The 25,848-nt window shown below is 70.7% G+C and carries 22 protein-coding genes and 1 pseudogene; 15 read left to right on the top strand and 8 right to left on the bottom strand.

Annotation, left to right across the window (positions count from 1 at the left end):
• The first annotated feature begins 404 nt into the window (after positions 1-404).
• The 3 genes from AB0K34_RS07200 (at position 405) to AB0K34_RS07190 (ending at position 3,112) form a co-directional block, all read left to right on the top strand.
• On the top strand, positions 405-1,289 hold the full coding sequence (locus AB0K34_RS07200; RefSeq protein ID WP_138632337.1) for a universal stress protein: 885 nt from the start codon (positions 405-407) through the stop codon (positions 1,287-1,289).
• Positions 1,290-1,422: 133 nt separating this feature from the next.
• A complete protein-coding gene (locus tag AB0K34_RS07195; RefSeq protein WP_138632334.1) occupies positions 1,423-2,268 on the top strand; it encodes a universal stress protein in 846 nt (281 codons plus the stop codon).
• Between the two features lie 193 nt (positions 2,269-2,461).
• Positions 2,462-3,112, top strand: a complete 651-nt coding sequence (locus AB0K34_RS07190) for a CBS domain-containing protein (RefSeq protein WP_205719039.1) — start codon at positions 2,462-2,464, stop codon at positions 3,110-3,112.
• Between the two features lie 76 nt (positions 3,113-3,188).
• Here AB0K34_RS07190 and AB0K34_RS07185 read toward each other — a convergent pair whose 3' ends face one another.
• Entirely contained in the window at positions 3,189-3,446 is a 258-nt protein-coding gene (locus AB0K34_RS07185; protein WP_171068782.1) for a histidine kinase, read from the bottom strand.
• Positions 3,447-3,759: 313 nt separating this feature from the next.
• Between AB0K34_RS07185 and AB0K34_RS07180 the strand changes: the two genes are divergently transcribed.
• The gene (locus tag AB0K34_RS07180) at positions 3,760-5,115 is read left to right on the top strand and encodes a nicotinate phosphoribosyltransferase (RefSeq protein ID WP_138632325.1); all 1,356 of its coding nucleotides are present in this window, start codon (positions 3,760-3,762) and stop codon (positions 5,113-5,115) included.
• Between the two features lie 85 nt (positions 5,116-5,200).
• Here the strand turns inward: AB0K34_RS07180 and AB0K34_RS07175 are convergent, their stop codons facing one another.
• Positions 5,201-5,404, bottom strand: a complete 204-nt coding sequence (locus AB0K34_RS07175) for a DUF1918 domain-containing protein (RefSeq protein ID WP_138632322.1) — start codon at positions 5,402-5,404, stop codon at positions 5,201-5,203.
• Positions 5,405-6,022: 618 nt separating this feature from the next.
• On the opposite strand from AB0K34_RS07175, the pseudogene AB0K34_RS07170 reads away from it, so the two are divergent.
• The 3 genes and pseudogenes from AB0K34_RS07170 to AB0K34_RS07160 all read left to right on the top strand — a co-directional run.
• Positions 6,023-6,274, top strand: a pseudogene (locus tag AB0K34_RS07170) (helix-turn-helix domain-containing protein); the annotation flags it as partial.
• Positions 6,275-6,536: 262 nt separating this feature from the next.
• Complete coding sequence (locus AB0K34_RS07165; RefSeq protein ID WP_171068781.1) at positions 6,537-7,148, top strand: TetR/AcrR family transcriptional regulator; 612 nt, start codon at positions 6,537-6,539, stop codon at positions 7,146-7,148.
• Between the two features lie 128 nt (positions 7,149-7,276).
• A complete protein-coding gene (locus AB0K34_RS07160; protein ID WP_138632316.1) occupies positions 7,277-7,615 on the top strand; it encodes a hypothetical protein in 339 nt (112 codons plus the stop codon).
• 695 nt (positions 7,616-8,310) lie between these two features.
• Here AB0K34_RS07160 and AB0K34_RS07155 read toward each other — a convergent pair.
• On the bottom strand, positions 8,311-8,559 hold the full coding sequence (locus AB0K34_RS07155; protein WP_171068780.1) for a hypothetical protein: 249 nt from the start codon (positions 8,557-8,559) through the stop codon (positions 8,311-8,313).
• A 364-nt stretch (positions 8,560-8,923) separates the two neighbouring features.
• On the opposite strand from AB0K34_RS07155, the gene AB0K34_RS07150 reads away from it, so the two are divergent.
• The 3 genes from AB0K34_RS07150 to AB0K34_RS07140 all read left to right on the top strand — a co-directional run bounded on the left by AB0K34_RS07150 (position 8,924) and on the right by AB0K34_RS07140 (position 11,449).
• Positions 8,924-9,901 (top strand): aromatic ring-hydroxylating dioxygenase subunit alpha, encoded by a 978-nt coding sequence (locus AB0K34_RS07150; protein ID WP_138632310.1) that lies wholly within the window; start codon positions 8,924-8,926, stop codon positions 9,899-9,901.
• Positions 9,879-10,502, top strand: coding sequence for an FAD-dependent monooxygenase (locus tag AB0K34_RS07145; RefSeq protein WP_138632307.1), 624 nt, complete (start codon positions 9,879-9,881; stop codon positions 10,500-10,502). The genes AB0K34_RS07150 and AB0K34_RS07145 overlap by 23 nt, the downstream gene beginning before the upstream one ends.
• An 83-nt stretch (positions 10,503-10,585) precedes the next feature.
• A complete protein-coding gene (locus AB0K34_RS07140; protein ID WP_138632304.1) occupies positions 10,586-11,449 on the top strand; it encodes an SDR family oxidoreductase in 864 nt (287 codons plus the stop codon).
• A gap of 105 nt (positions 11,450-11,554) precedes the next feature.
• Here AB0K34_RS07140 and AB0K34_RS07135 read toward each other — a convergent pair whose 3' ends face one another.
• Both AB0K34_RS07135 and AB0K34_RS07130 read right to left on the bottom strand, forming a co-directional pair.
• Positions 11,555-13,042, bottom strand: coding sequence for an aldehyde dehydrogenase family protein (locus tag AB0K34_RS07135; protein WP_138632301.1), 1,488 nt, complete (start codon positions 13,040-13,042; stop codon positions 11,555-11,557).
• Positions 13,043-13,076: 34 nt separating this feature from the next.
• Positions 13,077-13,757, bottom strand: a complete 681-nt coding sequence (locus AB0K34_RS07130; RefSeq protein WP_205719037.1) for a carboxymuconolactone decarboxylase family protein — start codon at positions 13,755-13,757, stop codon at positions 13,077-13,079.
• Between the two features lie 175 nt (positions 13,758-13,932).
• On the opposite strand from AB0K34_RS07130, the gene AB0K34_RS07125 reads away from it, so the two are divergent.
• From AB0K34_RS07125 to AB0K34_RS07110, 4 genes are read left to right on the top strand one after another with little or no spacing between them, the layout of a single operon-like run.
• Entirely contained in the window at positions 13,933-16,695 is a 2,763-nt protein-coding gene (locus AB0K34_RS07125; RefSeq protein WP_138632298.1) for a LuxR family transcriptional regulator, read from the top strand.
• 40 nt (positions 16,696-16,735) lie between these two features.
• Entirely contained in the window at positions 16,736-17,509 is a 774-nt protein-coding gene (locus tag AB0K34_RS07120; protein WP_138632295.1) for a TetR family transcriptional regulator, read from the top strand.
• A gap of 20 nt (positions 17,510-17,529) precedes the next feature.
• Positions 17,530-18,636, top strand: coding sequence for an LLM class flavin-dependent oxidoreductase (locus AB0K34_RS07115; protein ID WP_364546247.1), 1,107 nt, complete (start codon positions 17,530-17,532; stop codon positions 18,634-18,636).
• A complete protein-coding gene (locus AB0K34_RS07110) occupies positions 18,626-19,111 on the top strand; it encodes a flavin reductase family protein (protein WP_138632289.1) in 486 nt (161 codons plus the stop codon). The genes AB0K34_RS07115 and AB0K34_RS07110 overlap by 11 nt, the downstream gene beginning before the upstream one ends.
• Positions 19,112-19,348: 237 nt before the next feature.
• Here the strand turns inward: AB0K34_RS07110 and AB0K34_RS07105 are convergent, their stop codons facing one another.
• Together AB0K34_RS07105 and AB0K34_RS07100 are read right to left on the bottom strand one after the other, a co-directional pair.
• Positions 19,349-20,422, bottom strand: coding sequence for a hypothetical protein (locus tag AB0K34_RS07105; protein ID WP_364546245.1), 1,074 nt, complete (start codon positions 20,420-20,422; stop codon positions 19,349-19,351).
• Between the two features lie 308 nt (positions 20,423-20,730).
• Positions 20,731-21,438: a response regulator transcription factor gene (locus AB0K34_RS07100; protein ID WP_240807046.1), complete on the bottom strand. Its 708-nt coding sequence runs from the start codon at positions 21,436-21,438 to the stop codon at positions 20,731-20,733.
• A 491-nt stretch (positions 21,439-21,929) separates the two neighbouring features.
• Here AB0K34_RS07100 and AB0K34_RS07095 point away from each other — a divergent pair, with 491 nt between their 5' ends.
• Positions 21,930-22,685 carry a helix-turn-helix domain-containing protein gene (locus tag AB0K34_RS07095; RefSeq protein ID WP_138632283.1) on the top strand — a complete coding sequence of 252 codons (756 nt, stop codon included), beginning with the start codon at positions 21,930-21,932 and terminating at the stop codon, positions 22,683-22,685.
• Positions 22,686-22,726: 41 nt separating this feature from the next.
• Here the strand turns inward: AB0K34_RS07095 and AB0K34_RS07090 are convergent, their stop codons facing one another.
• Complete coding sequence (locus AB0K34_RS07090; protein WP_364546243.1) at positions 22,727-25,717, bottom strand: VCBS repeat-containing protein; 2,991 nt, start codon at positions 25,715-25,717, stop codon at positions 22,727-22,729.
• Positions 25,718-25,848: the final 131 nt, after the last annotated feature.

Here is a 25,848-nt window from a genome sequence, read left to right as displayed (position 1 = left end):
GCAGACCACTAATAAACGCGGTTTCCTGAGCCATTGATCTTTTGTTACTCCACAGGCTGTGGGGATGCCGAGCCCGAAGCAGCAAGGAGTGATGTCGGAAGAAGAATGCTCGGTGTTTACCGGGTGCGCCAGGGAGTCATGCGGTCGTCCGGGACCGGCACCCGGCCCAGCGGTCGCGACAGAGCCTCGGTGTCGGTGCCGGGCGGCGTGGTCGTGGGCCGAGCGCGTGGCCCTGGTCCTACCAGACCGACACATCGCAGCCCACCGCCACGGCTGCGGGGCCGGTGACAATCCAATTCGAAGGCGGAAGGCCGAGTCAAGGAGTCCCTCGCGGCATCGGGGGCGGACGTCTAGTCCGTTTCCGTCAGGCGAGGCTGGACACATCCCCCGGGAGGAGGCGACGAATGAGCGATGATCACGGGGGAACCGTCCTCGTCGGGTACGACGGCTCACCCGCCGGCGAGCAGGCCCTGCATTGGGCGGTGGCGGAGGCTGAACTCCGCCGCGCTCCCCTCACCGTCTGCCATGCTTGGCACTGGCCCTACCCGTCTCGCCCGCCGGACGACGACACCCTCGAGATCTTCCGTGCAGCGGCCGCGATCGTGGCGGATGAGGGCGTGCGCAAGGCCCATGCCCAGGCCGAGGACATGGACGTCCACTGGCGGCTGGAGCGCGGCTGGCCTGGCGCCGTGCTGCAGCAGGCCGCCCGTGACGCCGAACTGGTCGTACTCGGGGCGCGGGGCCACGGCGGGTCCGAGGGCCTGTCAGTGGGCTCCACCGCTGTGCAGGTCTCCGCCCTCGCTGCCCGGCCAGTCATCGTCGTACGGTCAGGCCTACCGCAGGCCGGGGGGCACGGTGGGCGGCTGGTGGTCGGCGTGGACGGCTCGCCGGCCAGTGCGGCGGCCCTCGGTTTCGCCTTCCAGGAGGCCGCGTTGCGGAAGGCGTCGGTGACGGCGGTATGCAGCTGGTGGGACCCGGCAGTGCTCCCCGGCCCGGACCGCGTCCCCTTCACGGATCCACAGGTGATCAGGAGCGAGGCGATGGCGCGGTTCGACCAGGCCGTCGCGCCGTGGCGACGCCAGCACCCCAAGGTGCCGCTGGAAACCGAGTTCGTCGTCGACCCGCCGCGTCAAGCCCTGGTCGATGCCGCCCAAGGCGCCGCCCTGCTGGTGGTGGGCGACCGCGGAATCGGCGCGGTGCCTCAGATGCTGCTCGGTCCGGTCACTCAGGCCGCGCTGCAACAGGCCCCCTGTCCGGTCGCGGTTGTCCCGGTACAGCAGGCCGAATAGCCGGAAGGAACTTCGGAGGAGCGAAGCAGAGGAGGCGCGGCCGGGATCTTTACACGGGGACTGGACCGGAGGACGACACGACAGCCGACGTTGCCGGACGGTCCGCTACACAGATCGGAATGAGGAGAGCTCGATGTCCGCACCGATCGCCATCGGCACCGATGGTTCGGACGAGTCGGCGCGTGCACTCGATTGGGCGGCGGCCGAGGCGGCCTTGCGCGAACGTCCGCTGCACATAGTCCACGCCCTCCAGAGCTGGCCGTCCGCGACGGCGCCCATCGCGCAGGCCGAGATCGCCGAACTCATCACCCGGGCCGGTAGGAAGATCTTGGCGGCCGCCCGCGAACGCGTCCGGGAACGGTGGCCGAACCTCGCGACGACGACCGCTCTGGTGAGCGGGGAGGCCTGGCGGGCTCTGGGCGCTCAGTCGGAGAAGGCTTTCGAGCTGGTGCTGGGAAGTCGTGGTCAGGGCGGTTTCTCCGGACTGCCGCTGGGCTCCACGAGCCTGCGCATGGCCGAACTCTCCACCGTCCCGGTGGTGGTCGTGCGCGGAGACGCAGCCGGTCGCGGCGAGATCCTCGTGGGTGTCGACCCGGTGCGGGATCTCGGCGCGGTCCTCGGCTACGCCTTCGACTCCGCCGCGCTCCATCGTGTCCGGCTCCGCATCGTCCACGCGTGGCAGACGCTCGCGACCTTCCTGGAGGCGGGTTACTCCGACGCCGAGCACGTCGAAGCGGAGCTGAGGAAGGAGGTCCTCAATGCGTGCCGACCACTGCGGGGGCGGTATCCGGGAGTCAACGTCGTCGAAGAAATCGTTCTGGAGCATCCGGTGACCGCGCTGGCCAAGGCCTCGCGCGAGGCCCGCCTGCTGGTGGTCGGTACCCACGACTGGCATTGGAGCTCGCCCCAACTCGGTTCCGTAGGGCACGGAGTCCTGCATCACGCGCAGTGCCCGGTCGCGGTCGTTCCGGCCCGCTGATCTTCAACTCGCGCGTGCGTCGCTCGCCTGGAGGCCCGCAGCCGGTGTGCGGCTCCCGGCAGGGCCTATGTCCCCCGTGCCCCGGGACCTTCGCCCTCTGGTTCTACCAGCGGCGTCCGACCAGCCTCGATTACGAAGGGACATCCTGGAAGGGAGACCGTTCAAGATGAAGCGACCGACAGTGGGGACGGTCATGACCTCCGATGTCGTGACGGTATCGCCCGACGCCTCCTTCAAAGACGTGATCAGCGCTCTCGCCGATCGCGAGATCAGCGGGGTACCCGTCGTGGACGGGGAGGGCCGTGTCATCGGCGTGGTGACCGAGGCTGACCTACTCCGCAAGGCGGCGCCCGGCCAGAGCGGCGAGCCGCACCGGACATCGCGCCTCATGAGGGAACCGCCCAAGGCCACCACGGCCGGAGAGGCCATGAGTTCGCCTGCGGTCACCACGACCGAGGACACCTCGATCGCCGAGGCGGCTCGATCCTTGTGCCGCCGCGGTTTCAAGCGGCTCCCGGTCGTGGACCGCGACGGCCGGCCGGTGGGCATTGTCAGCCGCGCCGACGTGCTGCGCGTCTTCTTGCAGACGGACGCGCAGATCCGCAACGAGGTGACCCACGAGATCGTCGTCCAGAGTCTCTGGCTCGACCCCGCCGAGGTGGAGGTCAGTGTGCGCGACGGCGTGGTCACCCTGCGAGGCCGTGTGCCGCTGGCGAGCCTCGTCCCGATCGCCGAACGCCTCACAGCCTCCGTCGACGGCGTCATCCGGGTGATCAACAAGCTCGACTACGACGAGGACGACAGCGTACGCCCGCATCGGCGTCGCACAGACCTGCGACGCTAGAGACCCGGCGCGGCGGGAGGTGCGAACTGGAAGCCGAGCAATGAATGGCAAAGTCGGGGGCGGCCAGGAAAGATGATCAACGCTGATGCACGAGCGTTTCAAATGCGGTATGCAGGTCGAAGATGTCGCGACGCAGTTCGGTGATGGCGACGTCCAAGTCGTCCAGAGCTGCTTGGACCTGCTGCGCGGCGTAAGGGTCCTGGATGTGAGCTAGCGCATCCTGCAAGCGAAACGCCACGCCGAACAGACGGCGATTGAGCCGGTCGGTCAGGTCGCAGGCGATGTGCTGCGGGTCAACTCCCGGCCGGCGGGCCACTTCGGCAGTGGCGGCCACGGCGCCCTCCGTCTTCCGTACCGCCTCGTACGGCTTGTAGATGGACCCTGGAACTCGTGGTCGTTCAGGCATCGTGAACCGCCTTCCGATGTCCCATTCATCCCTTCATACACCGTTACCTCCTCAACGGGTCAACTTGACTACAATTTGCCCTATTTTGGCGATCTTGAGAGACAGAGATGACACGTGCCAAGCCAATCCCCGTGGCCGGGGACCGACGGAGCTGTTGCCCCTGCGCCAAGGGGGCAGGCTCCAACGGGACGCGTACGAGGGCGCGGCGGGACCACCTACTCCCTGAGGAGGATTGAGGCCGATGCCGGGCGGATTGTTGACGGACCTGTACGAAGTGACGATGGCGGCGAGCTACCTGCGGCGAGGTTTGAGCGGGCCGGCAACATTCAGCTTGTTCGTCCGCAATCTTCCGCCCGGCCGCGGCTTCCTGATCACCTGCGGGCTGGCCGACTGCCTGTCATTCCTGGAGAACTACCGCTTCGCCCAGGACGATCTCGACTACCTCGCGACGGAGCAGCGTTTCGACGACACGGCGCTTCGGGCGCTGGAACGGCTGCGGTTCACCGGTGATGTCCGGGCGGTCCCGGAAGGACGTGTGGTGTTCGCAGGCGAGCCGCTGCTGGAGGTCACGGCACCGATCGCCGAGGCGCAGTTGGTGGAGACCGTCCTGCTGAACCACATCAGCTTCCAGACCACGATCGCCACCAAGGCCGAACGATGCGTGCAGGCGGCCGGTGGTGCACAGGTCGTCGACTTCGCCTTCCGCCGTACTCAGGGAATCGACGCCGCGCTCGCGGTCGCCCGCGCCTCCTACATCGCCGGCTTCGCCGGCACCAGCAATGTCGAGGCCGCCCGCCGGTACGGCATACCGGCCACCGGCACCATGGCCCACTCCTACATCGAGGCGTTCCCCGACGAAGACGCGGCCTTCGCGGCCTTCACCGCCGATTTCCCCGACCGCACCACACTGCTGGTCGACACCTACGACACCATCGGCGGCATCAAGGCGGCCATCCGCGCCGCCCGCCGCGCTGGACAAGCACACCTCGCCGGGATCCGCCTCGACTCCGGAGACCTCGGCGCCCTGGCCGTCCAGGCTCGGCGCCTGCTGGACCGGGAGGGCATGGCGTTGACGCGCATCGTGGCCAGCGGCGGATTGGACGAATACCGGATCGCCCAGCTCACCGCCGCCCGAGCACCCATCGACGTTTACGGTGTGGGCACGAAAATGGGGGTGTCCGCAGACGCCCCCTATGTGGACAGCGCCTACAAGCTGGTGGCTTACGGTGACAGGCCCGTAATGAAATTGTCCGCCGGAAAGGCCACCGCGCCGGGTGCGAAGCAGGTGTACCGAGGAGCGCTGGGCGACCTCGTCACGCTCCTCGACGAACCCGCCCCCGCGGACATGGAGCCGTTGCTCGTCCCCGTCATGGAGTCCGGACGTCGCATCGCCCGCACCGAGTCGCTGCAGGCCGCCCGCGACCGGCGCGCCGCCGACGTCGCCGCACTGCCCGACCAGGTCATCCGGTTCCGCGGTCCCGAAACCGTCACCGTCACTCTCAGCCAGGAGCTCAGGCGCTGCCGCGACCGCCTCCGCGCGGAGCTCACCTCCCGCATGCCGCCCGCGAGACGACCGCGGCGCGGCACGGCATCCTGACCGCCCCCGTGCCTACGAGACACCCGCCGGAGACGTGCGGGGGGACGCGCCCCGTTGCGCCTCCCGCGCATCGGTCCGGCAGCTCTCAGCTCGGAGAACTGGTCGCCGGGTGCTGTTCGATGACGGCGTCCGAGGAAGGGTAGAACGTGCTCGTGTGCCCGTCGTCCCATTCGACGACATAGGGCGGTGCCCCATCCCGGCCGTGCACCTCGGTGATCAACGCCTTGCGGTCCGGTTCCCCGACCTGGTGGCCGCGGACTATCACCCAGTCACCCTTCTTCGCCTTCATCGGAGATCCTCTCGAAATATCGTCCTACCACCAGTCTCATCAGGCGCAGCCGTCCGCGGCAGGGGCGAAGGACTTTCTTTACGTCTTCAAGGGGTCCACTCCGCCGGCGCCCACCCCGGCGCGCCGAGCATGCGGCCTGTCCCGTCCGGTCTCACCGCGCCGCGCCGCTCGTCCGCCTCGCACGTGAGGCGGACTCATTGCCCAGCTGCAGCGTCTGACAAGTGTCTGGCCCTGCGCACGCGGGGATGGTTCGGTCTCCGAAGCGTTGGCCGAGGCACCCGCACGCCCCGCTCGACAACCCGGACGCCGTCACCACCCTGCCGGGCCGCTGCGCGAGGCCGGGGCTGGCGGCGGTGAACAGGGCGGAGGCGGCCGGAAGCATCTGGCCGGGGAAGAAGCCGGGCCGCGGAGGCTGACGACGGGGCCGGTGCCGTAGGCGTCCACGGGCGGCGGAAGAGAAGCCGGGTCCAAGATCGACGCTCGACCCGGAACCGGCGCCGGTGATGTTGCAGCTGTCCAGGCCACCCAACCCGGGGCGCTCCAGGTGGTCGCTAAGGACGTCGCACGCCGTACCCAGCAGGAGCGCACGAGGGCGACCACGAGGGCCTCGTCGCGGCGGCGCGCGAATTGTTCGCCGCCGAGTGGTACTCGGGCACGTCGCTGAACGCGATCTGCGACCGAGCCGGGGTGACGCGCGGCGCCATGTACCACCACTTCAGCCATCTTGTTGTACGCGATGCTCTGGCGGGTGAAGACGTCCACCGGGTTGACCCCCGCCGCCATCACCCGGAGCCGCGCCTCGCCGTACTTCGGCTCCGGTTTCTCGGTCTCGTCCAGTGCGCTCTCGCACAGCCGAGGCCCGCCGGCTAGCGGGCCTCGCGCTGCCGCCATTTCTCGAACAGCGCCCCCGCCTCGTCGGTGGACAGCCCCGGCCATTCGCCGCCCAGCTTCTGATAGTGCTCCTCCTTGTCAGGGGGGCTGCTCGTCGCGCGGCTGCAGGACTCGCCCGGGCATCAAGACATCGAAAGTTCAATACTTATTGTCTGAGTCAAACCGTTCCGGCGGGGTTGCCCGGCCGCAGACCGGGAATAGGGGCTCGAGCAGGGAATATGCGGCATACGAGGGGTTGAAGATGGCGGAGCGCGGCGCACCGGAGGCGGCCGGCGCGCGGATTCCCGACCAGGTGCTGACGACGGCCGCCCGGCTGTTCTCCGAGTTGGGGTACGACGAGGTGACCACGCAGATCATCGCGGACGCCTGCGGCGTCGACGCCGCCGTGGTCGCCGGCGAGTACGGCGGCAAGGGCAGGGTGTTCCTCGCCGTCCTGGAGCGGCTGAGCCGGGAGCGGATGGACTACCTGTCCCCGGCCGCGTCCGCCTTCACCCCGGACGCCGAGGGGATGGTCCGGCTGATCGACCGCTACCTGGACTACTGCCTTGACCACCCGGAGCTGCCATCCATCTGGATGCACCGCTGGATGTCGGACGCCACCGACTTCCCCGACCTGGAGCCGCGGTACGGCACGCCGCCGATCATCCTGATGAGCGAGCTGATGGGCGAGGCGCTCGACGACGAGGTGGACCCGGACCTGTTCACCTGGCAGATCGTCTGGGCGGTTCACAGCTTCACCAGGGGCGGCATCGTCGGGGCGGACGGCGTCCGCCGCCGCGCCGACGATCTCGGCGTCCGGAAACGCTTCCGGCGTTCCCTGCACCAGATGGCACGGCGAGCAGCGGCGCGCTGAAAGACCAGTCGCCCGACAGATTCGCCGCGTCCCGTCCCCTCCCTAGGATCGATGTTCCGGCCGGATCCCGGCCGGCGTCGACCAGCAAGAGCACGGAGTGCGACCTCCGAACCCCAGGAGCCCCCCGGATGACCAACCAGACGCTCGTCTTCGACGAGGTGCAGATCGGCATCGGCCTGCGTCCCCTCGCCCAGCACGGTTACATCGTCGTGGGGGAGGGGATGCTCATGCTCCTCGGCAACCGGCAGGAATCGATTGACCAGGCGCCGCTCGGCGCCATCGTCGCCGCCCCGGTCCGCTTCAGCCGCGGCCAGGTCGTCTGCCTCACCATGAACGGGACCAAGTACAACGTGTCTCCCGGCTGGGGCCGGTACGTGGGCACGCGGCCGCCGATGGGCGCCGGGCGAGAGGTGAAGAAGGCGGCGCAGCACCTCCTCAGCCTCTTCAAGACGTCGCGTGCGCCCTAACCGGCGGCGCGCAGGCGGGACGCCAGATCGCGGAGCTCGCGGTCTTCGGTGATGCGGCGCGGGCGCTGCGATCGCACCTGCGCGGCGGCCGGTCATTCGAGCGCGGGCCGTAGGAGCCGCATCTAGATCTCCCGTTCGCCGGAGCAGGTCGCGGATCTCGTCCGAGCATGCGGGCGATGCGACACCGGACAAGATGCAGACCCGCTGCAACGCGCGAAGTGGGACACGATGACGGTGATGCGGTCGCGATTCTGGACGAGTCCGGCCAGGAGAAGAGGGGCACCGCCACGGTCGGGGCGAGGCGGCACGTCGACCGGCGTCGTACGGTGGGCACCGGGGGTGGCGTCGAGCTGTCGTCGATCGACCCCGAGGCATTGCTCTTCGGGTTCGACCTGGAGGTTCACGGGTGGGGCGCTCGGGAGCCCAACACTCCCCCTCTCCTTCAGCAAGTACGTGACCAACGACGAACTGGACGCCTTGACCCGCGAATACACCGAGGCCGTGATCGGCGCCGACCCGGGTGATGGTGAGACACCAGCGCGGCGACACGGGACCGTCTATACGCCATGGCCGGATGTGCCGCACCGACTCGGGCGGTACAACAGCTTCACCTCCCCGGGCCAGGCCAGACCTCACCTGGGGGAATGCACGGTGTCAGCCGACCGGATCGACGAGCTGGTAAGGGTGGGACGCGACTACGTGGTCGGTCCGGGATGGCAGGATGAGGAGCTGGCGGTGGTCCGCACCTTCTTCGCGGCTTCCGGCCCGGACGGCGCCCGGTCTTCGCCGTCGACGCCCGCCGGCACGGCAACCTCGCAGTTGCGCGGTCGGCGGTCACCGAGGCCGATCAGCGGCTGCGCGCCCACGGGATCGTGGCAGATGCCGAGGACGGCCGGTTCGCCGCCGGGCAGGTGCCGCTGCCGCAATGGCACGAGTTCGCGCACTGGTACCTGACGCAGGCGCCTCACGCGGTCCAACGGATCCTCACGGTCGCGTGCTGTCCGGCCATACCCTCGAACAAGATCCGGCGCGGATTCGTTGACGGCGTACGCATGCCCCGGGTCATGCGGCTGGAGCCCGGCGACGTGATCATGACGGGCGCGCCGCCGGGGGTGGGGCCGGTCCAGGAAGCCGCATGTCGAGCGGCACGAGCAGGTGCGGGTCCGCGCGACCGTCCCGTACCTGAGGACCGTCCGCGAACTGAAGCGCGGCAGCGTGGGCGGACCCATTGACGCCCCGAGAAGACTGGCCTAGCTTTAGGTATCTACATACCTAATTTTCTGCATAAATGCGGAAAGGGCGGCGGGCATGACGAACCTGGCTGCGTACCGGCCCTACTGGCACCCGATCGCCATGAGCGAGGAGGTCACGGACAGCCCCCGGCGCTTCACCCTCCTCGACGAGCACCTTGTCGCCTTCCGCGCGGGAGGGCGCGCCGCCGTGCTGAAGGATCTGTGCATCCATCGCGGCAGCGCGCTCTCCCTCGGGCAGGTCGTCGACGGGCGGATCGAGTGCCCGTACCACGGCTGGCAGTACGACGCCGACGGCGCCTGCGTCAAGATCCCCGCGCTTCCCGAGGGCCATTCGATTCCGCGCAAGGCCCGCGCGCAGGCGTACCAGGTCCGCGAGGAGGCGGGCCTGGTCTGGGTCGCGCTCGACGAACCCGTGGCCCCGTTCCCGGAATGGCCGGAGGCATGCCGGTTCGGTGACGACCGGTACCGCTCCCATGTCGTCGCCGCCTACGACTGGACGGTCGGAGCGGGGCGCGCGGTGGAGAACTTCCTCGACGTGGCCCACTTCCCGTTCGTCCACGAGGAGTTGCTCGGGTTCCGGGAGAGCCCGCTGGTGAGCGAGCACGACATCGACCACGACGAGTTCTCGATGCACTACTTCTACTCGACCGTCCAGGCCAAGCCCGAAGGCGGCCGGGAGAAGGTCTCGCTCGAGTACTTCTACCACGTGCCGCTCACCTGCCATCTCAAGCGGCAGGTCCCCGACGGGCGGTGGCTGTGCGTCTCCCTGCTGCCGTGCCCGGTCAGCGCCGGCACCTCCCGGCTCTTCGTGACGTGCGTGCGCGACGCCGACCTCGACCCCGAGTACGACGCCGTGTACAGCCGGTTCCTCGACGACGTGTTCAACCAGGACAAGGCGGTCGTGTCGAGCGTCCGTCCCGAGGAGATCCCCGTCGACCTCCGCGAGGAACTGCATCTGAAGGTCCCGGACGCGGCCGGTCTGCTGCTGCGCCGCTACCTCGGCAGGATCGATGGGGTCGGAACGGTCGCCTGATTCGGGCCGCCCAGTGGGTTGGCCGCCTAATTTCCCGCATGAGGAACAAAAACTCTTCAACCGAGGAATCAGAGTGGTCGTGCGAGGGGCGGGGCGATGCCGAAGGCGGGACGCAGACGGGGCCCGAGCGACGCCCGGGCGCGGCTCGGCGCGCGGCTGGTCCGGTACTTCCTGGACCCGCTCGGCGACGTCCAGGCCCAGGCCCGCTGCTCGGCCCGATCTCGCCGGCGTCGACTGCTGCCTGATCGACCGCGCCGAGGAGGGCGGGAACTACTCGCGCGCTGTGGGCACGCCGCCCCGGTCGCTAGAGATGCTCCGGCAGATCGGGGTCGGCGAGCGGCCGGCCGAGGCGACAACCACGCCCGCCAGATCCGGATCTTCTCCGGCGACCGCGACCGCAACATCGCCACCCTTAGGAGTCCAACACCAAGATCCAGCACAGGGTCAAGGACGCCGTCGGCACGACCGAGCTGCTCAACAGGCTCGCCACCGAGCGCACCGCGTGGAAGGGCACGGCCGCGACCGGGTCCTGCCGCTCCCGGCGCTCCCTCCGGTGAACCGGAGAATGATCTACCGGTTCAGCCGACTGGTCGATCGCTGACCCGGGGCAGGTCGCATGACAGATGCGTGCCCGGCCGACCCGTCCTAGCGTCGTAACGGCCATCGAGTCTACGGAGGACATCCATGAGCGAAGCCGTTGTGGTCACCGGCGCGTCGAGCGGTATCGGCCGTGCCACCGCTCTCCGGCTCGCGGGGGCCGGCTACCACGTCTTCGCGGGGGTGCGGAAGGAGCCCGACGGGGACGCGCTGGTCGGCGCCGCGAACGGGACCCTGACCCCCCTGATCCTCGAGGTCACCGCCGAGGCCGACGTGCAGGCGGCCGCGGCCAGGGTCGGCGAGTCCGGCCTGCCGCTGGCCGGGCTGGTGAACAACGCCGGCATCGGCACCGCCTGGCCGATGGAGGCGATCCCGCTGGACGAGCTGCGGTGGCAGTTCGAGGTCAACGTGTTCGGGCAGCTCGCCATGATCCAGGAGTTCCTGCCGTCGCTGCGCCGCTCGCGCGGGCGCATCATCAACATCGGGACGGTCGGCGACCGGCTGACCATCCCGTTCGGGGCGCCGCTGACCTCGTCCAAGTGGGCGCTCGCGTCCATCACCGAGGCGCTGCGCATGGAGCTGCGCGCGGACGGGATCCAGGTGGTACTGATCGAACCCGCCACGATCCGCACGACGGCCTCCCACAAGGTGCAGGAGCAGGCGGAGCGGGCGCTGGCGCTCATGGGCGACGAGCACCGCGCGAGATACGAGAAGAGCCTGCGGTCCATGGTGGCGAAGGCCCATTCCAGCGAGCAGGCGGGCAGCGATCCCGACGTCGTCGCCCGCGTCGTGCAGCGGGCGCTCACAAGCGCCAGGCCGTCCACCCGGTATCTGGCGGGCAAGGACTCCCGGAAACTGGCGTTCATGGCGCGCTGGCTGCCCGACCGCGCCTTCGACACGGTCCGCGCCAAGCTCTTCGGACTGCCGACCAAAGCGCAGCCCCCGGCCTGACAAGGGAGTGCGCCGCCGGAGGGGACAGGGCGGAGGACACCGGTCCGTGTCCTCCGCCCTGTCGGCTCAGGCGTCGGTCAGCATGAGCCGATCAGAAGGAGCCGATCAGAACGAGTGGGTCAGCTGCTCGGACCGGCGGGTGATCCACTGCCATTCGGTGAACGCGTCGGCGTCGGCCGGGCCGCCGAAGGCGTCGCCGTTGCCCGAGGCGCCCATCCCGCCGAACGGCGCCCACACCTCGTACGCGATCGTCTGGTCGTTGACATGCACCACGCCGCTGCGCAGCCGGTCGGCGACGGCGGCGCCACGGGACTCCGAGCCGCTGCGGACGGCGGCCGTCAGCCCGTACTCGCCCTCGTTGGCCAGGGCGATCGCCTCCTCGTCGGAGTCGACCGCGATCACGGGCGCGACCGGCCCGAAGATCTCCTCGCCGTACGCGGGCATCGCGGCGGTGACCTGGCCCAGCACGGTCGGTTCGAAGAACGGGCCCTCGTGCCCGCCGCCGGTGAGCAGGGCCGCGCCGGCGGCGACGCTCTCGTCCACGATGCGCTGGACGCGGTCGATCTGCACCTGATTGACGATCGGGCCGAGGTTCACCCCCTCCTCGCGCGCCGGGTCCCCGACCCGCAGGCTCCGCGCGCGGGCGGCGAGCTTTCCGGCGTACTCCTCGGCGACCGAACGGTGCACAATGTGCTTGCCCGCCGTCATGCAGACCTGCCCCTGGTGCATGAACGCGGCGAACGCCCCGGCGGACGCGGCCGCGTCGACGTCGGCGTCGTCCAGCACGATGTAGGCGTTGTTGCCGCCGAGTTCGAGCACGCACTTCTTCAGCAGCGGGGCGGCGGCCTCGGCGACCCTGCGTCCCGTCGGGGTGGAGCCGGTGAAGGAGATCAACGCGGTGCCGGGGTCGGTCACAATCGCCTGGCCCACATCGCCGTCACCGGGCACCACCTGCAGGACGCCGGGCGGCAGCCCCGCCTCCTCGAACAGCTTGGCGAGCAGGACACCGCCCGTGACGGGCGTGTGCGGGTTCGGCTTCAGCACGGCGGCGTTCCCGGCGGCGAGGGCCGGGGCCAGCGTCCGCAGCGCCAGCACGAACGGGAAGTTCCACGGCGTGATGATGCCGACGACGCCGCGCGGGACGCGGCGGCCGATGCTCAGCACACCCGGCGCGGCGGGCAGGACCTCGCCGACCGGGCGGGTTGTCGTCGCGGCGGCGTGCAGCAGGTTCTCGCGGCTCTTGAACAGCTCGAACTCCACCTTGGGCCGGATGCCGCCGGTCTCGCGCAGCAGCCAGTCCGCCAGCTCCTCATGGTGCTCGGTGACCAGCCCGGCGGCGCGGATGAACACCTCCCGCCGCCGCGCGGCGGGCATGCCCGCCCAGCGCGGCTGCGCCTCGTTCGCCGCCGCCGTCGCCCGCGCCACGTCGGCGGGGGTGCCCGTCCCGACCTCGGCGAGGGTGTCGCCGCTCGACTTGTCGAGGACGGGCAGGTCGGCGCCGCCGCCCTCGCACCAGCCGCCGCCAACGTAGATCTTCCCCCGCCACGCCGCGGGCTCCAGGAGCCGGGCCCGGTTCTCGGCCGTGATCGTCATGGCGTCCTCCTTGATCTGAATGGGCGAGGCCGCTTCACGCATCGGCCAGGATGTCCCGCAGCGCGGCGAACGCGCGCCTGGCCTTGGCCACGCCGAACTCGGCGACCAGCAGCAGCACCGCGCGGATCTTCTCCTCGCCCGCCCCGCCGTCCAGCGCGAGCCGGACGTGCTCGCGGAACAGGACCTCCAGCTCCCCGTTCAGCACGTCGGTGGCGATGGTGCACAGCGCACGCTCGGCCATCGTCAGGGTCGGCCTCCCCCATCGCTCCTCGAACTGCTCCCGCAGGAACGCGGCGAAGTGCTCGTCCAGCGCCTCCGCGTCCCGCAGATAGTTGTCCGGTACCTTGACCGGCGCCGCGTCGGCCGCGTCCGCGCCGCCCGCATCGGCGCCCGCCCCGCCGGTCGCCGCCTCGATCTCGCGCAGGCGCATCAGCGCCTCGGCCGCCGTGGGATACCCGGCGTATGGTGCCAGATGGCGGACGGCCTCGCGGATCACCTCCAGTTCCACGCCGTTCGACAGCGCCATCGTCACGTGCGCCTGCAACGGGAACTGGAGACCGCGGGAGCACAGGTCGGCCGCCACGAAGACGATCGCCTTCTCCCTCATCGTCAGGTCCGGCAGCCCCCACGCGTACCGCCCCCGCTTCACGGCCATGGCGCCGAAATCGGCGTCCAGAGCGGTGATCTTGTCCTGCGCCGCGAGCTTCACGATCATGAACTCCTTCGGTAGAAGTGCCCCCGGCCGACGCTAATCCCGGACCGTCGACCTGCGAATCTGTCACGCGACCGGTCTTGTGGGACGGTTTGCCGCCCCGTCCGCCCCGTCCGCCCGCCCGCGGACCAGTCGTCCGACAGATTCGCTCGGCGGGCCCCCTGCGTACGATCGTCGGATGGGCGGACGGCTCGTCGGACGGACCGCGGAGCAGTCGGTGATCGAGCGGCTGCTCGCGCGGGCGCGCGGGGGCGGCAGCGGGGCGCTGGTCCTGCGCGGCGACATCGGCATCGGCAAGACGGCGCTGCTCGACCAGACCGCCGACCGGGCGGGCGGCAGCATGCGGGTGCTGCGCGGGGCGGGGTTCGAGTCGGAGGCGGACCTGCCGTTCGCCGGGCTCCACCTGCTGCTGCGCGGAACCCTCGACGCCATCACGGACATGCCCTCCCGGCAGGCTAGGGCGTTGCGCGGCGCTCTCGGCCTGGAGCAGTCCGCCGAGGAGGATCGGCTCCGCGTCGGATCGGCCGTCCTGTCCATGCTGGCGGGGCTCGCGAAGCCGCGCCCCCTCGTCTGCCTGGTGGACGACGCGCAGTGGCTCGACCCCGGCTCGTCCGCCGTGCTCCAGTTCGTCGCCCGCCGCCTCGGCGCCGAGGGCGTGGCACTCGTGTTCGCCGCCCGCGAGGACTACAACGCCTTCCCCGCCGAGGGCCTGCCCGAGCTCCGGCTCGGCGGCCTGGACGACGCGTCCGCCGCGAGGCTGCTGGCGCGCCATTCCCCCGGCCTCGCACCCCGGGCCCGGGAGCGGCTGCTCGACGAGGCGCGCGGCAACCCGCTGGCGCTGCGCGAGCTGCCCGCGCTGCTGACACCAGAGCAGTGCGCCGACGAGCTGCCGATCCGCCACCTCGGCGTCGCGCCGGGCCCGGTGCCGGACCGCGTCCTGCGCGCCTTCCGCGACCCGATCGCGCGGCTGCCAGCCCGGTCCCGGACGCTGCTGCTTGTCGCGGCCGCCGACGACACCGGCGCCCTCGACGTCGTGCTGCGCGCGGCCGACGAACTCGGGGCCGGGATCGCGGACGTGGACACCGCCGAGGCGGCCGGGCTGGTCGACGCGTCGGACGGGCGGATCGCCTTCCGCCACCCGCTCGCCCGCGTCGCCGCCTACCGGCAGGCGCCGATGGCGCGGCGGCTGGCGGTGCATCGCGCGCTCGCCGACGCCCTGCGCGGGCGGCCCGCGGACGTGGACCGCCGCTCCTGGCACCTGGCCGCGGGCACCACCCGTCCGGACGAGGAGACGGCGGCGGCGCTGGAGCTCGGCGCCGAGCACGTGCGGGCGGAGGGCGGGTACGCCGAGGTGTCGGCCCTGTACGAGCGCGCGGCGCGCTTCTCCCCCGACCCGGGCGAGTCCGCGCGGCGGCTGGCCGCGGCGGCGTCCGCGGCGGCGGACGCCGGGCAGTTCGCCCGCGCCACCACGCTCGCGGCCGAGGCCGAGCCGGACGCCGCCGACCCCACGGCGCTGGCGGGGCTGGCTCGCACCCGCGCCATGGTCGCGATGGCCGAGGGGTATCCGGAGAGCGCGCACCGGCTGCTCACCGGCGCGGCCGACGCCGTCGCCGGCCACTCCCCCGACGCCGCCGTCGCGCTGTACTTCGAGGCGCTCATCCCCGCGTGGACGGGCGGCGACTACGCCGCGATGGCCAGCACGGCCCAGCGCGTGTCGGACCTGGACGTCGCAGGCGGGCCGTCCCCGCTGGTCCGGGCGCTGACGGGGATGGGACGGCTGGCCGCCGAGGAGTCGCCGACGGACCTGTCCTGGCTGCGCGAGCTGATCGGGGGCTCGCGCGACAGCACCCGGGTGCAGGCGCTCCAGGACCGCGCCAGGCTCGCCATCTGGGACCTGGTGGTCGGCGACGACACCGCGTCGTACGCGCGGGCCGCGGCGATCGAGCGCGAATGCCGTGCCCGGCGCGCGGACGGGCTGCTGCCGCTCGCGCTCGCGCTGCTGGCCCGCTCCCAGATGTTCCTCGGGATGCACGCCGATGCGCTGGCCAGCGCCAGGGAGGGGCTGCGCGTCGCCCGCCAGACCGGGCAGCGGCAGTACGCGGCCCTCCAGCTCGGCGTGATGATGTACATCGCCGCCGTCGAGGGCGACGAGGAGCGGTGCCTCGTCCTGGCCGAGGAGATCGGGTCCACGCGCGACACCGCCGCGAACGGCCTGCGGTGCGTCTCGCTGAACCTGCTCGACCTCGCGCTCGGCAGGCCGGAGGCGGCGCTGCGCCGCGCGGCGGAGTTCGGCGTGTTCGGCCCGGCGGCGCGCACCGTCATGGTCATGCACCGCCTGCCGGACCTGCTGGAGGCGGCGGTGCGGGCCGGCTGGGACGACTTCGCGCACGCGGCGGCGGAGAGCGTCCGGGTGTGGGCCGCGCAGACCCCGCAGCCGTGGGCGGAGGCGGTCGCGCTGCGCTGCCGGGCGATGCTCGCCTCGGGCGAGGAGAGCGAGCGGCTCTACGAGCGGGCGCTGCGGGCGCATCTGCGCGGCGGCCGGTCGTTCGAGCGCGCCCGGACGGAACTGCTCTACGGCGAGTGGCTACGCCGCGCCCGGCGCCGCGCGGACGCCCGGCGGCGGCTGCGCTCCGCCGCGGAGATCTTCGACCGGCTCGGCGCCCGGCCGTGGGCGGACCGCGCCCGCGCGGAGCTGCGCGCCGCGGGCGAGGGGCAGGCCGCGGCCGGGCACGCCTGCGGCCCGCTCGACCGGCTCACCCCGCAGGAACTGCAGATCGTCCGGCTGGCGGGAAGCGGGCTGAGCAACCGGGAGATCGGCGTGCGGCTCGCCCTGAGCCCGCGGACCATCGGCTATCACCTGTACAAGGCGTATCCGAAGCTCGGCGTGGCGTCCCGCGCGGAGCTGTCCCGGCTCGATCTCGGGGGAACCGCCGACAACTGACACTTGATTTTATGTTGATTCAATATCTAGTATCAGTGTCATGGCTTCGGTTGAGGATGTCGCCCGGCAGCTGCTGGCCAGGGCAGAGGAGGCCGGCGCGGGCCCGTTGAGCGCGCTCGGCCTGGAGGAGCTCGCGGCGCTGCACGGGGTGTCCCGGTCGACGCTGCTGCGCCAGATCGGCAGCCGCCGGCGGCTCGACGCCGCGCTCGCCGAACTCGGCGTCGCGGAGGCGCCGCAGCAGCGCGTCGCCGACCGGGCGGTCGCCGCCGCCGCCGAGCTCATCGCCCTGCGCGGGGTCGGCGGCATGACGCTGGAGGACGTGGCCGCGGCCGCGCAGTGCAGCGTCCAGGCGATCCACGCGCAGATCGGCGGCCGCGACAAGCTGCTGATCGCCGTCTTCGCGCGGTACAGCCCCATGGACCGGATGGCCGCCGTGCTGTCGCGCCCCTCGGACGACCTCGCCGCCGACGCGCAGGCGCTCTACCTCGTCATCCTCGACTCCCTCCACGAGACCCCGGCGATCGCCGCGATGGCGGCGGAGGCGCTGGCGAGCCCGCACAGCCCGCTGGCGCGCTACGTCCGCGAGACGTACGTGGTCAAGGGCGTCGGGCTCATCGCGCGGTGGCTGGACGTTCATGTGCGCCGCGGCGTGGTCCGGCCCCTGCCCCACCGCCTGCTCGTGTCGGTCTTCGGGGGGCCGATCACCGCCGAGGCGCTGTCCAGGGCCGCCGCCGGGGAGCGGCCCAGCGCGGACCAGCGAAGAACCACCGCACGAGAACTCGCCGAGTCCTTCGTGCGGGCCGTCCGTCCATGACCACGATGGGAGAACCCCCAATGCGCACCATAAGCGACAACACCTTCCAGCTCGGCGTGTTCGCGCCGAACGTCTGGGGCGGCCTCACCAAGACGACCTCCGAGAAGCGCTGGGACGCCACCTGGAACAACAACGCCGCCATCACGCGCCTCGCCGACGAGGCCGGGCTGGAGTTCATCCTGCCGCTCGCCCAGTGGGGGATGCTGAAGGGTGCGTCGCCGACCGACGGCCACTCCTACGAGGCCATGTCCTGGGCCGCCGGGATCCTCGCCTCGACCGAGCGGATCACGGTGTTCGCCACCGTGCACACCCCGTTCGTCCACCCCCTGTACGTCGCCAAGCAGGCCATGACCTGCGACCACATCGGCGGGGGCCGGTTCGGCCTGAACATCGTGTCGGGGTCGGCGGCACCCGACTTCCGGATGTTCGGCGTCGAGATGCGCGACCACGACGAGCGCTACGCCTACACCGAGGAGTGGACGACGCTGCTCAAGCGCCTCTGGGAGGAGCCCGAGCCGTTCGACCACCACGGCCGGTTCTTCGACCTCAACGGGGTGTGCGCCCGGCCCGCCCCGTTCGGCGGCGGGCGCCCCATGCTGATCAGCGCGGGCTCGTCTCCGGCGGGCCGCCGGTTCGCCGTCCGGCACGCCGACTCCCTGTTCATGCCGATCCTGACGGCCGACGACCTCGCCGGGCAGATCACCGCCATCCGCGCCGACGCCGGGCGCCCCGTGCCCCTGTACGGCAGCGGCCATCTGATCTGCCGCAAGACCCGGCAGGAGACCGAGGAGTACTACCACCACATCGTCCATGAGAAGGGCGATTGGGAGGCCGCCGAGGAGGTCAGGCGCACCATCTTCGGCAAGGGCCAGAAGTCGATGCCGCCGGAGGTCGCCGACCGCATCCGGGAGCGGATGCTGAGCGGCGGCGGCACCTTCCTCGTCAAGGGCGACCCCGACGACGTCGCGCAGACGTTCAAGCGGTTCAGCGACGCGGGCCTAACCGGCATGGCCGTCGCGATGGTGAACTACCTCGACGACCTGCCCGTCCTGCGCGACGAGGTGCTGCCCCGGCTGGAGCGGCTCGGCCTGCGCGCACCGTTCGCCGGAGCCGGCGATGAGCGTTGACGTCCAGGACTTCAAGGCCGCCCTGTCGCGCTACCTCACCGGCGTCACCGTCGTGACGACCGTGGACGGCGCGGGACGCCGCTGGGGGTTCACCGCCACGTCGTTCAGCTCAGTCTCCCTGGTCCCGCCGCAGATACTCGTCTGCATCGCCCGCTCCGCCCAGTGCTACGAGGCGTTCCTCGACTCCCCCGGGTTCGCCGTGAACGTCCTGAACCGGGGGCAGGAGCAGGTGGCCGAGCGGTTCGCCCAGCGCGGCGGCGACAAATTCGCGGGCCTGCCCTTCGGCACGGGATCGGGCGACCTGCCCGTCCTCGACCACGCGCTGGCCGTCTTCGAATGCGGCACGCGCGACCGCTACCCCGCCGGGGACCACACCATCCTCCTGGGCGAGGTCCACCGCGCGGAGGTCGGCGAAGGCACCCCCACGCTCTACTACAACCGCCAGTTCCGCCCGGCTCTCTGGCCCGATCCCTGACACGGCCGCTGCCTCGTCGACCAGGGCCGCGGTGCGCCCGAGCGTCCCTGTCTCGTGGCTCATCGAGATGGGGACGTCCGCGCCCAGTTCCGCTCGGACGACCGCCGCCGCCTCCAGTGCCGCCCACAGCCGATCGCTGGGGGCCGATCCCAGTGTTCACCGTGTCGCCAGGACCCCGCGCCTGGCGGAAGCGGCGCGGTCCATGCCGCTGGCCTGATCGGTCCAGCCGCTCGGGCGCTACGGCTTGCCGAAGGTGATCGTCCATTGGCCCCGGGCCTGGACGTGCAGGAGTGCCGGGCCGTCGAGCCATCCGTGCGCAACGGAGGCGCCCTTGCCCGACAGCACCCTCTCGTCCTCGTCGAGCCGCTCGGTCAGCGCCGTCAGGGAGAATCCGCGCTTGCCCTGGTGTTCCATGGTGACTGACGTGGGGCCGCCGTGGTAGCGGAAGACGAACGTGCCCCTGGACCCCAACCGACGGGATGCGAACGGCAGGGTGTCCACCGGCTGGAGCCACGCCGACCAGGACCCCACAGCCCTGATCCGCACCTGAACATCCGCTTTCCCGTCCGCCGGCACGGGAACGACGGCGCGAACCGAACCTTCACGGCCCAGCAGCGGCATCGCCGGCTGCACCAGGTCGACCCGCTTGTACGCACGGCCATTGACGCGGACGACAAGCACGGCCGGGCCGCACGAATCGGGCCTGCGCAGCTTGACCAGGGCGTCGCCCAGCCCCGTGGCGCGCTGCGCCTCGTCCAGATCGGGTGGCCACGTATCGAACTGGCCCACATTCTTGGCGGCACGGGAGGGCGCTCGCTTTGCATGCCCCCGTCGTACCGCTGGCCCGCGGGCGCCCCGGCGGTTGGTGACGATCGGGGGCGTACCCTCGTTGATTCTGATCGCGTCCGCGGCGCACACGTCGATCATCCGCGGCGCACCCTCAGGCGGCGTCCAGCGGACCCGAGCGGTGGAGGGGCCATGCCGGTCGTCGAAGAAGCACAACGGTCGGGGCGGCGGAGGCACCTCCCCCGCCAGCCGAGCGTCGACTCCGGCCAAGGCGAGGCGGCCGACGTCCAGCGCCCACAACGCTCCAGCCGCGGTCGCGCGGTCGCGGGCACCGTCGATCTCCCGCTTGGCCTGCTCGTAAGCGTCCAGAGCCCGCTCGTAGTCAGCCAGCACCGCAGCGTCGGTACCGTGCTCCTGCGGGACGAATGAGTGCCGTGCGAGGGCCTCGCCGAAATCGGTGATCTCCGCGTGGATCGACTCCAGGTCGTCCGTGCGCCGCCGGAACAGCCGCCCCAGTGCCTTCACCCGTCCACCCTTCCGACCTCGTCCAGACTCGTCGCCAGCACTCGTGTCAGCAGTTCCCCGCGTACCTTTACCACGCCCCGGAGGCTCGTTCGCGTGGACGATCAGTCCGACGGGTAGGGGGCTGGGGTCTGGGGGCTGCGAAGCCGCGCTTCGCACTCGCCCAGCCCGTCCAGTACCCCAGTTGAACCCATGCGCGAAGATGCTGCACATGGGCCGGTGACAGTCGCATTCCCGCCTTCGAGGACGCGCCATGGCACCATGGCGAGGCATGCGGCGCGAATGCGGCGCCTCTAGGAGGGTGGGGCGCGTCACGCATCTGTCGGACGACCTGCCTCGGAAGATGAGCGGGCCTGCCCAGGGGCGGCCCGCCGCCGTGGCGGGGAAGGAAGGGTCACCGACCCGGCCGGATCGCACCGGGGAGAGGTCTTGCGGCCGACCAGTTCGATCCAGCCTTCGTGCTCGGCGATGAGCACGGCGTCGAGCTGCGTCTTCGCATCGAGCTTCCGCATGATCGCCGAGATGTGGTTGCGGACGGTTCCGACCGAGAGGACGAGTTCCGTGGCGATCTCCTTGGCGTGCACTCCCCGCGCCATCAGAGCCAGGACCTCGTGTTCCCGCGCGGTGAGCGGGCCGGTGGCCGGGCCCCCGGCCAGGCGCTCCAGTACCGGGTCGAGGTACGGCACGCCTGTGGCGACGGTCCGGACGGCGATGACGAGATCGGCCGCGTTCGCACTCATCGGCAGCAGCCCCTCGATCCCGGCGTCCATCGCCCGGCGGACCGCACCGCCGGTGGCCCCGGTCGCGACGACGACGACCTTGCAGTCGAGGGCGGCCGCCTTGAGGCGGCGGAGGGCTGCGACGACGCGCACGTCCAGTACTCCCACCAGTCCGAGGACGACGACCGCCGGACGGTGGTGGAGGGCCGCGGTGCACAGGGGCCGTTCCGTGATGGGGGCGACGACCACGTCGAACCCGCCGGCGGCGTTGAATATGGCGGAGAGTCCGTCCAGGAGCAACGGGCGGCTCCCGGCCAGAAGCAGCCTCGTGGCGTCCGCCCGGTACGGGAGCCCCGCCGCGAGAGGCCGATGAGGCGCGGTGACCTCGATGCCGTGCGCGAACCCGACCGAGGTACCAGAATGTGCCGGTGCGGTCGGCGGAACCGGGGAGACGGCCTCAGTACGTGAACCCATGAAACGTCCAATCTGGCCACGGCGAGCCGGACGGCAGGCGGCATGGCAAGGACGAGGCCGCCGCTGACGGGATTGGAAGATGCCTGGAAGTGCTGGAGGGCCGGGACAGGAGAGCCGCACTCGTCGCCTTGCGCATCGCCCGACGGTCACCCTCCCGCCAATAAAGGGCTTTCTTCTACCACCGCAGTATAAAGGGCACCTAGAACATGCCCTCTTTTGCATCTGAAGTGATAGAAATTGTCCGTGATATCCTCCGCTCCGAGCGGCCGCGGGACCGGCCGGGGATGTCGAAAGGCACTGATTCACGGGAGGACTGCATGCGGGCGGACGCGCTGCGCAATCGCGATCGGATTCTGCGGGCCGCGCGCGATGCCCTCCTGAAGCGAGGGCCGGCCGCTTCGATGGAGGAGATCGCACGGCGTGCCGGCGTCGGAATCGCGACCGTCTACCGCCACTTCCCCAGCCGCGGAGACCTCGTCCGGGCCCAGGTCGTCGCCGCGTTCAACGAACTCCACGACATCGCACGGGCGAGCACCCGGGAGGAGGACGAGCCGTTCGAGGCCCTCCGGCGATTCATGCACGGCGCGCTCGACATCGAACTCTGGGCGATTCTGCCGATCATGTCCGGTTGGCTGACGATCGAGGAGATCCTTGCGGAGAACGGCGACGACCCGGTCGACCCCATCCAGGAATTGATGACCAGAGCGCGAACGGACGGTTCGCTGCGCGGGGACGTTGTCCTGGGGGACATCGTGTTCGCCATCACGCGGCTGTCCCGCCCGCTGCCCGGCGACATCGTGCCCGAGGACCGTGCCCTCGCCCATCGGCAGCTCGACGTGTACATCGCCGGGCTGCGGCGCTCCGCGGCCGGGGCGGGCGCAGCGCCGCTGCAGGGCCCCGCGATCAACGTCCGCTGGTTCCGGCAGATCCGGCAGCGCTTCACCGCCGTCCAGGCGGGCCACGTTCGCGTGTCCGATGCCAGGCGCGGGTCCCGCCCCGGCCTGGCGGGCACCCGGTGGCGCGGAACGGCCGGCCGATCCGGCGGCGGACCGGCACCGGCCGCACGGGACTGAGTCCGGGACGCCGGCCGGCGTCCCGGACTCATGGCCGGCGGCTACCCCAGGATGGTGTAGCCGGTGAACTCCGTCGAGGCGACCTTCGACATGGCCGGATGATAGGAGCCGGTGCTCGCGTCGTAGTCGCCGACGACCCGGAGTGTTCCCGTGGACCCGACGACCCAGATGTCCGGCTTGCCATTGCCGTTGGCGTCGGGTGCGGTGGTGAGCAGGGGCGCGTTGGAGGTCTGCCAGCCACTGCCGATCGGGAACCGGTGGTCGGCCCCGACATAACCCGGATAACCGGGCGCGTCGGGGTTGATGAGGTCGTACACGTACAGGCCGCCGGCCGTGTCGAAGCGCACGATCATGTCCACCTGGCCGTCGCCGGTGAAGTCGCCGGGCGCGGCCAGGGTGACGTCGTCCAGGCCGGTGTTGTCGCCCGCGGCGAGCAGGACGGGATCCCGGTAGGAGTCGAGCCGGTAGTCAGGCGACCCGTAGTACAGCCACAGCGCCGTGCCGGTGTTGACCAGCAGGTCCGGGAAGCCCTCGGCGTCGACGGTTCCGTCGCCGTCGGCGTCCAGCGGCCCGTCGACGTCGCCGATGGCCAGGATCTGCCTGACTCCTCCCTTCCAGTGGTCGTTCGCGGGATCGTAGACGGTGAGTTCCTGCTTCCCCACGCCCGTGCAGGAGGTGCAGGCGAACCCGGTGCCGTCGTTAGGATGGATCCACAGCCGGTCGGCGTTCAGGGCGGTGTCCCGCCGCAGCGCGAGCAGGTCCTCATAACCGTCGCCGGTCCAGTCCCCGCGGTGGGTGATCTTCGTTCCGTTCCAGCCGTCCGTACTCGCGGCGTCGGCCACCGGGGAGACGGTGCCGTCACCGTTGCCATAGAAGCGGCGCAGTTCACCGGCCGAGTTCGCACCCCAGATGTCGGCTTTTCCGTCGCCGTTCAGGTCACCTGGCTTGTCCGGGACGCGCGGACCGTTGGCGTAGAAGAGATAGGTCAAGGTGTCGGAGACGTTCCCGGCCCGGTCGTGGCTTCTCACGTAGACCCGGTTGGGGCCGGCGACGGTCGGGGTGAGCTTGACCTCCACCGAGCCACCGGCGGACGCGGGGGCCGCCGTGCGGTGCGTGGAGTCCCAGCTCGTCCAGTACTCGTACTTGACGACATCGTCGACACCGCCGTTGGAGACGGCGAAGGTCCCCTCGGTACGGACCGACCCGGTGCCGGCCGGCCAGCCCCCCGAGCCGTCGGGGAACTGCTGGGACGCCACGCCCGGCGGAGAGCTCGGGCGGAGTGGGTCGAAGACGAACCGGCAACCTGCTATGGGCGTCCACGCCGAATACAGCGAACCGTCGCTGATCCGGACTCTCCACGAGAAGTTGCCGTCGGCCACGTCCAGGTGCGGGATGAGCGTCGTCTTTGGAACCTTCACCCTCGCCACCGTCCCGGAGGTCACCGAAACGGTCTGGTCGAAGATGACACCGGCCCCGCTGTCGTAGTGGTCGTACGGCCACAGCGTGAATTGGGCGCTCACCGTGCCTCCGTCAGGATCGGAGGCCTTCGCGGTCAGGTAGATGTCGGTGTTGCCGACCAGGGCGTAGGGAGGAGCGACATGGCAGCCATCGGTGCTGGGCACCGTGTCCAGTTGCGTCGGTGCGTTCGGGACGGTGTTGTACTCCGTGGAGAGGACGGCCGTGGTGGCGTCGAACTTCTTCCATGTGAAGACGTCGTCCTCCTCCAGGTAGTTGGCGCGCATGCCCAGGGTGATGTTGTTCCACTTGTTGGTGACGGCCTTCTTTGCGGCGGCGGTCACGTCGAAGGCAAGGTTGCCGGCCGGGCAGTTGGCGGCGCTCCAGCCCTTGGACTCGACCTTGTAGTCCAGTTGGTCCGCCCACGTCGGCTGCTTGCTCCAACTTGTGGACGAGCTGATCGCTCCGGTGAGCCAGACCTCCACTTTCTTGTCGGTGCATGACCAGGACCAGACGTTCTTGATCCTGAAAGTGGAGCCCTTGATCACCTTGTTGGTGTTCCACAGGTTGTTGGAGTCCATGCGGAAGAAGGAGCGGGCCAGCCCGTTCGTCTCATTCTCATAGCCGATCCGGGCGAGTTTGGATCCGCCGTCCCAGCCGGCGCCGTTCCAGAACGTGGCATCGGGATACTTCTTGTAGGCGATGGTCCATGCTTCGCGCGCACCGGAGACGAACGGGTCGATGTACACCGGGTAGCGGGTGGCTTTGCCCTTGAGTATCTCGGCGTCCGGGGTAAGGGAGAGCTTGCCGCCCCCTGCCTTGAGTCCCATCCTGGCGTTTCGCGCGCCGTACGGCTGTTCGAACTCGTCGGTCCGCGGCGGTCCGGTCCGCTGAGCGCCCGGCGGAGGCGCGGCCACGGTGCTGTCCCACATCAATGGTGTCGGGGAGGCGAAGACCGTCTGACCGGCGGGGTTCTTGGCGCTCATGTTCCCGTGCTCGTCGGCGCCGACCGTGAGCCCGCTCGTCTTGACGCCGAAGGTGATCTCCTTCAACGCCGGGTCGGCAGCCGCTCGCGCGTTCTTCACGACCAGGAGCTGGCCGAAGCCTCCGGAGTTCGCCTGCAGCTTCAGGTCCACGTCTTTCAGCACACCCGGGTAAGTGACGGTGTCGCCCGCCACCACGGGCGCCGGCAGCGGCTTCGGCCAGGTCCAGGACATGGACCGCCCATCCCGGACCACGGTCACCAGCGGACCTGCGCCGCCCCCGGAGAAGCGAACGCCGATCTGTGCGGCCTTGGGCGATAGTGAGCCGTCGCTGTTCTTATGCAGGGTGGTGTCGATCCGCACCAGCTTGCCGCCCTGCCGCACCCACTGCGGCACCACGTAGCTGTCCTGGGTGAACGTGCCGTTCGGATTGGCGAACACCTGTGAGGTCTCGGTCCGCTTCCCCATCACCTCGACCCGCGCACCGCTCTGCCTGGCCTTCGCCAGTGCCGCCGACTCTTCCGCGTTCGTTCCCTGTCGGCCGGTCCCGGACGGCGACAGGGTCTCGGCGGCCGCGTCCACGCGCAGCGGCATGCCGAGCGCTGAGGTCAGAGCCGGGAGAAGTCCTGCGGCAATCCCAAGGGAGAGCGCTGCCGCGATGTTCCTTCGACGTCGCGAAGCGCCTTCCGTCGCGATTCGCACTTTTCTCATACACGTTCCTCTGG

The organism is Actinomadura sp. NPDC049382, assembly GCF_040677125.1.
In the GTDB taxonomy this organism is placed as follows: domain Bacteria; phylum Actinomycetota; class Actinomycetes; order Streptosporangiales; family Streptosporangiaceae; genus Spirillospora; species Spirillospora geliboluensis.
The sequence above is the reverse complement of the archived record's forward strand: the minus strand, read 5'-3'. Positions and strand labels throughout refer to the sequence as shown.

Bases quoted from the DNA above. Each gene is read 5' to 3' on its own strand.
- AB0K34_RS07200 (WP_138632337.1), top strand. From the start codon at position 405: ATGAGCGATGATCACGGGGGAACCGTCCTCGTCGGGTACGACGGCTCA.
- AB0K34_RS07195 (WP_138632334.1), top strand. From the start codon at position 1,423: ATGTCCGCACCGATCGCCATCGGCACCGATGGTTCGGACGAGTCGGCG.
- AB0K34_RS07190 (WP_205719039.1), top strand. From the start codon at position 2,462: ATGACCTCCGATGTCGTGACGGTATCGCCCGACGCCTCCTTCAAAGAC.
- AB0K34_RS07180 (WP_138632325.1), top strand. From the start codon at position 3,760: ATGCCGGGCGGATTGTTGACGGACCTGTACGAAGTGACGATGGCGGCG.
- AB0K34_RS07175 (WP_138632322.1), bottom strand. From the start codon at position 5,404: ATGAAGGCGAAGAAGGGTGACTGGGTGATAGTCCGCGGCCACCAGGTC.
- AB0K34_RS07165 (WP_171068781.1), top strand. From the start codon at position 6,537: ATGGCGGAGCGCGGCGCACCGGAGGCGGCCGGCGCGCGGATTCCCGAC.
- AB0K34_RS07160 (WP_138632316.1), top strand. From the start codon at position 7,277: ATGACCAACCAGACGCTCGTCTTCGACGAGGTGCAGATCGGCATCGGC.
- AB0K34_RS07150 (WP_138632310.1), top strand. From the start codon at position 8,924: ATGACGAACCTGGCTGCGTACCGGCCCTACTGGCACCCGATCGCCATG.
- AB0K34_RS07145 (WP_138632307.1), top strand. From the start codon at position 9,879: ATGGGGTCGGAACGGTCGCCTGATTCGGGCCGCCCAGTGGGTTGGCCG.
- AB0K34_RS07140 (WP_138632304.1), top strand. From the start codon at position 10,586: ATGAGCGAAGCCGTTGTGGTCACCGGCGCGTCGAGCGGTATCGGCCGT.
- AB0K34_RS07135 (WP_138632301.1), bottom strand. From the start codon at position 13,042: ATGACGATCACGGCCGAGAACCGGGCCCGGCTCCTGGAGCCCGCGGCG.
- AB0K34_RS07130 (WP_205719037.1), bottom strand. From the start codon at position 13,757: ATGATCGTGAAGCTCGCGGCGCAGGACAAGATCACCGCTCTGGACGCC.
- AB0K34_RS07125 (WP_138632298.1), top strand. From the start codon at position 13,933: ATGGGCGGACGGCTCGTCGGACGGACCGCGGAGCAGTCGGTGATCGAG.
- AB0K34_RS07120 (WP_138632295.1), top strand. From the start codon at position 16,736: ATGGCTTCGGTTGAGGATGTCGCCCGGCAGCTGCTGGCCAGGGCAGAG.
- AB0K34_RS07115 (WP_364546247.1), top strand. From the start codon at position 17,530: ATGCGCACCATAAGCGACAACACCTTCCAGCTCGGCGTGTTCGCGCCG.
- AB0K34_RS07110 (WP_138632289.1), top strand. From the start codon at position 18,626: ATGAGCGTTGACGTCCAGGACTTCAAGGCCGCCCTGTCGCGCTACCTC.
- AB0K34_RS07095 (WP_138632283.1), top strand. From the start codon at position 21,930: ATGCGGGCGGACGCGCTGCGCAATCGCGATCGGATTCTGCGGGCCGCG.
- AB0K34_RS07090 (WP_364546243.1), bottom strand. From the start codon at position 25,717: ATGCCGCTGCGCGTGGACGCGGCCGCCGAGACCCTGTCGCCGTCCGGG.